A 5,464-nucleotide genomic window follows, 5' to 3' on the forward strand; every position below is an offset into this window, starting at 1 on the left:
AGAGCCAGTCGAGCCCGATGAACCACGCCGGCAGTGCCGCGATGAACAGGGCCACGAGCCCCGAAGGCATGTACACCAGCGCAAAGGCGACCGAGCTGTTGCCGATCCCGATCAGCAGGATACCGATGATAGAGGCGTTTTTCAATTGCTGGCGGGTGGGCCGCTGTTTTTCCACAGCGAAGCCGATCCCGAGCATCAGCGTGCCCGCCAGGATAAAACGGAGCATGGAAAGTAAAAACGGGGGAAGCACTTCGGTGCCGATCTTCACACCCAGGAAGGTGGAGCCCCAGAGTACGTATACGAGCCCTAATGCCAGGATCATCCTGGAACGTTGTTGTTGCATGGTTTGTCTTTTCCGGCGGTGCCGGCTGCAAAGCTACGCTTCCCGGATCACCTTACAAACACCTCGATATACGCGTTCGTGGGCCGGCGCGGCGCATGGAACGAGTCGATCTGGCGGTAATGCTGTTTCAATTCGTCGCGGAGGGCGGAGCCAAAGAAATTGTTGAGTGTGGGCGCGTGCTCATAAAGCACCAGGTCGTAATGCCTGTTGCGGATTTTTTCGGTGTAGGCGGCCATCTGCCGGTTGAACATCCCAACCCCCAGGTGGTGCCATAAGGGAATATCCGCACCTGTTTCGAGCGTATAACCGATGGCGTGGTCCAGCGGAGTGAGCTCGGTGAGGTTGAGGACTTTGGCGTCTTTCCCTTTCTTCGCTTCCGGCAGGGCCATTACGCGGTCGATCCCCGCCACGGTGGAAGGCGGCATGTAAACTTTGCTGAATTCGGGGAGGGAGGAGAACGTCCACTCGCTGGTAGGCACATCGGTCGTATCCAGGTTCACCATGAAGTTATGCCGGTTCACGACATTCTCCCCACCGGGCACCACCACGGCCGCAGCCGGCGGGTTGAGCTGGTAAAGGATGCGGGCGATGTATTTGTAATAGGAAGCCGACCACCAGAGCATGATTACCACCGCAGCGGCGAGAAAAGGCTTCAGGTCTTCGAAGCGGACGGTTGTAAGGTCATATATCCGGAACAGTATAAAAGCCACAGCGAAGCCATGGAAGAAGATGTTGTTATCGGGCGGCGTGTAGCTGGTCACCTGGAAGAGCGCGGCTTCGGTGAGGATACCCACCGTCAGCAGCAGGAACAGCATAAGGCTGCGGTTGCGCCATAGTTCGCGGGGTTTACGGAGCTCGGGGAGCAGGAGGATCACGATTACGGCGAAGTAAAATTTCAGCCATTGGGATTCTATCAGCAGTACGTCGATGAAATCCATGACCGACAAACGGGAGGAATGTGGTGGCTGCCCGTGGTTGAACCAATATCCGAAGCCGGGCATGGCGGGAATAATGAAAATCAGCGCTACCAGCACGTAGCTACCGATAAACCCTGCCAGCTCCTGCCAGCGGCGGGCGTTGAGGCTATGATATCCCAGGAGCGCCAGTGCGAGCAGCAGTGCCAGTCCGCCGCCGTCCTGCTTCGTGAAGAAGCTCAGGAAGGTGAAGGCCCCTGCGAAAAAGAGCGCCGGCCATTTCCAGCGGCCCTCTCCCAGCCCGCGGAACAGGAACGCCAGCCCCACCAGCTGGTAAATGATCACGGTATTATTGTACCAGGGCCAGAAATTCACGAAGGAATAAGACAGTACGAACACCAGTACCGACAGCAACCTCACGCCCGGGGACACACGCATCTGCTGCAGAATGTACCGGAAACTGAGCCCGCCCACGATGTTGAGGAGAATCTGCGCCTTCACCAGCGAGATCAGCTGCGGTCCGAACAACTTGAAAAACAAGGCCGGAACCAGCCAATACCCATACCCCAGCGGCAACCCGAAGTCTTTATAAGGCACCTGCCCTTCCGACAAACGGTAGGCCCCTTCCCAGGAAAGGAAAATATTGACGCGGTATGGAAAAGTGGCGAAAAGCGGAACTAAAGCCAGTCCAACGATCAGTAAACATTCTAAAACCATTGCCCGGCGCGGGGTCAGGAAGGGATTGGACATGTTGGGGAAGAATTTCTGGGTAAAGGTAATATTTGCGTAATACAAATTTAAGGTGCCAAAGGTAGCACAATTCCTGATAAACATTGTATTTTGCGCCTTAATTGTCTATCCCCGTGCAATACTTGAAACTACTGCGGCCGAAACACTGGGCCAAGAATCTCTTCCTTTTTATCCCCCCCTTTTTTGCAGGTGAGATATTTCTCGTGGAAAAGCTCAAAGTACTGGGCCTGGCATTCGTTTGTTTTTCACTCGTTGCCAGCAGTATCTATGTTATTAATGATTATATGGATATTGAGGCCGACAGGGCGCACCCGGTTAAAAAGAACCGTCCACTCGCCTCCGGCGCCGTATCCCCCGCCGCGGGGCTGGCCGTTTTCGTGCTCGCGGTGCTCCTGGGATTCGGGCTGGCGTATTTCATCAGCTACAAGTTCATGTTCGTGCTGGGGATCTACTTCCTGCTGAACCTCGGCTATTCCTTCGGCCTCAAGAATATTTCCATCCTCGACATCCTCATCCTTGCCTCCGGCTTCGTGCTGCGCGTAAAGGCGGGCGGCGTGGCCGGCGATGTGGCCATTTCGGAATGGCTGAATATCATGGTGTTCCTTCTTGCCGTGTTCATGGCCTTCGCCAAGCGGCGCGACGATGTGCTGCATAAGCTCTCGTCCGGGAAAGACCTCCGGAAAGCCTCCAAAGGCTATAACCTCGACTTCCTGAACGCATCCCTGGCGCTGGTTTCGGCCGTCATCATCGTGGCGTATATCATGTATACCATGGCTCCCGAAACGATGGAGCACTTCAAAACCTACCGCCTCTACTATACCAGCATTTTTGTTATTGCGGGATTATTGCGATATTTGCAAATAACTTATGTCGATAACGACACCGGTTCTCCCACCAAAATCCTATACAAAGACCGCTTTATTCAATTAACCATTCTCCTGTGGATTCTAAGCTTTTATGTGATCATTTATTTACCGACGAATAAAAGTTTTTTTGAATAATGCGAAAAAACATAGCAAACTGGGGCAATTATCCCGTACTGGATTGTGAAGAAGTATCCTTCTCCATGGAGGAACAGCTTGCGGAATACGTGGATGCCCATGATAACGTGATCGCCAGGGGCAATGGCCGTTGTTACGGCGACGCTTCGCTGGGAGAGCACAGCATCTCCACCCTGCGGTACGACAAAGCCCTGCAGTTCGACGAGCAGCAGGGGATTTTCGAATGCCAGTCGGGCCTCACGCTCGACCAGATCCTCGACATCATCGTGCCGCGCGGCTGGTTCCTGCCCGTTACCCCGGGAACCAAGTTCATCACCATCGGCGGCGCCGTAGCGTCCGACGTACATGGCAAGAACCACCATTCCGAAGGTTCCTTCAGCAATCATATCGTCTCGATGAACGTGCTGACCGGCAAGGGGCTGGTCACCTGTTCGCCCGATGCGGAGCCCGACCTGTTCTGGGCCACCTGCGGCGGGATGGGGCTCACCGGCGTGATTACCACCGTTACTTTCCGGTTGAAGAAAATCGAAACGGCGTATATCCGGCAGAAGCAGATCAAGGCCAAAAACCTCGACGAAGTGCTGCGGCTGTTCGAAGAGCATAAACATTGCACATACTCCATGGCCTGGATCGATTGCCTGCAGAAAGGCGATTCCTTCGGCCGGAGCATCCTCATCACCGGCGAGCACGCCACGCCGGAACAGCTGCCCGCCAAAGCCGCGCGGGCGCCGCTCACGCTGCCGAAGAAAATGAAGCTGACGCTGCCTTTCAACCTGCCGGGGTTCGTGCTCAACAACTTCACCGTTAAACTTTTCAACGCGCTGTACTACGCCAAGAATACAAAGCGCGTGATCGAAAATACCGTGCCTTACGAGCCCTTCTTCTACCCGCTCGACGCGATCCTGCACTGGAACCGCGGGTATGGGAAAGACGGGTTCGTGCAATATCAGTTTGTATTGCCGATGGATAAGAAAGACGGGCTGGTGGCGATCCTGCAGAAGATCAGCGAAAAAGGATGGGGCTCCTTCCTGGCCGTGCTGAAGACCTTCGGGCCGCAGGACGATCTCATTTCCTTCCCCATGGAAGGTTACACGCTGGCGCTGGACTTCCCGGTAAGGCCGGGGCTGTTCCCCTTCCTTGACGAACTGGATGCGCTGGTGCTGCAGTACGGCGGCCGTTTGTACCTGACGAAGGACGCGCGGATGAAGGAACGCGTGTTCTGGGACAGTTATCCCAACGCGCAGCGGTTCCACCAGATCGTGAAGGAATGGAACCCGAACGGGAAATTCCGTTCCGCGCAATCCGACAGACTCAACATTCAATTCGCTTAAAAAATACCCCGGGCCTTTGCCGGCCCGACCGAATGATATGCCTACCGTACTCATTTTGGGCGCCGGGTCCGACATGGCCGTAGCCCTTGCCCGCCGCTACGCAGCCGCCGGCCACACCCTGCAACTGGCAGCCCGCAACCCCGGCCAGCTGCGTTCGCTGGAACAAGACCTGCGCATCCGCCACCGGATCGCCGCTACCGTGCACGCTTTCGACGCGCTCGACTTCGATTCCCACGCGGCGTTTTATCAATCCCTACCCGTTCCGCCCGATATCGTGATCTGCGTATTCGGTTACCTGGGCAGCCAGGAAAAAGGGCAGGCCGACTGGAAAGAAGCCTCCCGCATCCTGCATACCAACTTCACCGGCGCCGTTTCCATCCTTAATATCGTGGCCGAAGACATGGCCACACGCGGCAAAGGAACGATCATCGGCATCAGTTCCGTAGCCGGCGACCGCGGCCGGATGAGCAATTATCTCTACGGCAGCGCCAAAGCAGGATTCACTGCGTATCTTTCCGGCCTTCGCAACCGCCTCTGGCATAGCGGCGCGCACGTGATGACCGTGGAGCCGGGCTTTGTGGCCACGCAGATGACGCAGCACCTGAAACTGCCGCCGCTGCTCACGGCGCAGCCCGACCAGGTGGCGGCCGATATCTTCAAAGCGGCGGAGAACAAAAAGAATGTGTTGTATACCAAGTGGTTCTGGAAATATATCATGATGATCATCAAAAACGTTCCCGAACCGATCTTCAAAAAGAAAAAACTGTGAAGCAAGCGATCGCCTTTTTCGATTTCGATGGTACCATCACCCGTAAAGACACCCTTTTCGAGATCATCCGGTTTCAGAAGGGGGCTGCGGCGTTGTATGCGGGGATGGCGGTGCTGTCGCCCCTGCTGGTCCTGTTCAAACTGAAAATGATCAGCAACCAGCGGATGAAAGAGATCGTTTTGCGGTTTTACTTCAAGAATACGTCCCTGGCGGTATTCCAGGAGCGGTGCGACGCATTCTGCCGGGAGCGCCTGCCTTCCCTCCTGCGCCCCCGCGCCGTGAATGCCATCGCCCGCCCGCGTTATGCGCCCGTTCTGCGCCGCCTGCACTGGCTGATGGCGCTGCTGATCCTTGCC

General features: G+C 55.9%; 6 protein-coding genes. 4 read left to right on the plus strand and 2 right to left on the minus strand.

Annotated features, from left to right (window positions below; translation table 11 throughout):
* Nucleotides 1–343 (minus strand): EamA family transporter (locus tag Q0510_RS24695; RefSeq protein WP_298717982.1); only part of this gene is annotated, 343 nt, incomplete at its 3' end.
* A gap of 47 nt (nucleotides 344–390) precedes the next feature.
* A complete protein-coding gene (locus tag Q0510_RS24700) occupies nucleotides 391–2,007 on the minus strand; it encodes a hypothetical protein (protein ID WP_298717985.1) in 1,617 nt (538 codons plus the stop codon).
* A gap of 113 nt (nucleotides 2,008–2,120) precedes the next feature.
* On the opposite strand from Q0510_RS24700, the gene Q0510_RS24705 reads away from it, so the two are divergent.
* The 4 genes from Q0510_RS24705 to Q0510_RS24720 form a co-directional block, all read left to right on the plus strand.
* Entirely contained in the window at nucleotides 2,121–3,008 is an 888-nt protein-coding gene (locus tag Q0510_RS24705; RefSeq protein ID WP_298717988.1) for a decaprenyl-phosphate phosphoribosyltransferase, read from the plus strand.
* Nucleotides 3,008–4,339: an FAD-binding oxidoreductase gene (locus tag Q0510_RS24710; RefSeq protein WP_298717991.1), complete on the plus strand. Its 1,332-nt coding sequence runs from the start codon at nucleotides 3,008–3,010 to the stop codon at nucleotides 4,337–4,339. The genes Q0510_RS24705 and Q0510_RS24710 overlap by 1 nt, the downstream gene beginning before the upstream one ends.
* A 37-nt stretch (nucleotides 4,340–4,376) precedes the next feature.
* The gene (locus Q0510_RS24715; RefSeq protein WP_298717993.1) at nucleotides 4,377–5,108 is read left to right on the plus strand and encodes an SDR family oxidoreductase; all 732 of its coding nucleotides are present in this window, start codon (nucleotides 4,377–4,379) and stop codon (nucleotides 5,106–5,108) included.
* The coding region (locus Q0510_RS24720) for an HAD family hydrolase (protein WP_298717995.1) at nucleotides 5,105–5,464 on the plus strand (360 nt) is incomplete at its 3' end. The genes Q0510_RS24715 and Q0510_RS24720, both read left to right, overlap by 4 nt.

This window comes from uncultured Chitinophaga sp. (genome assembly GCF_937874145.1).
Taxonomy (GTDB): domain Bacteria; phylum Bacteroidota; class Bacteroidia; order Chitinophagales; family Chitinophagaceae; genus Chitinophaga.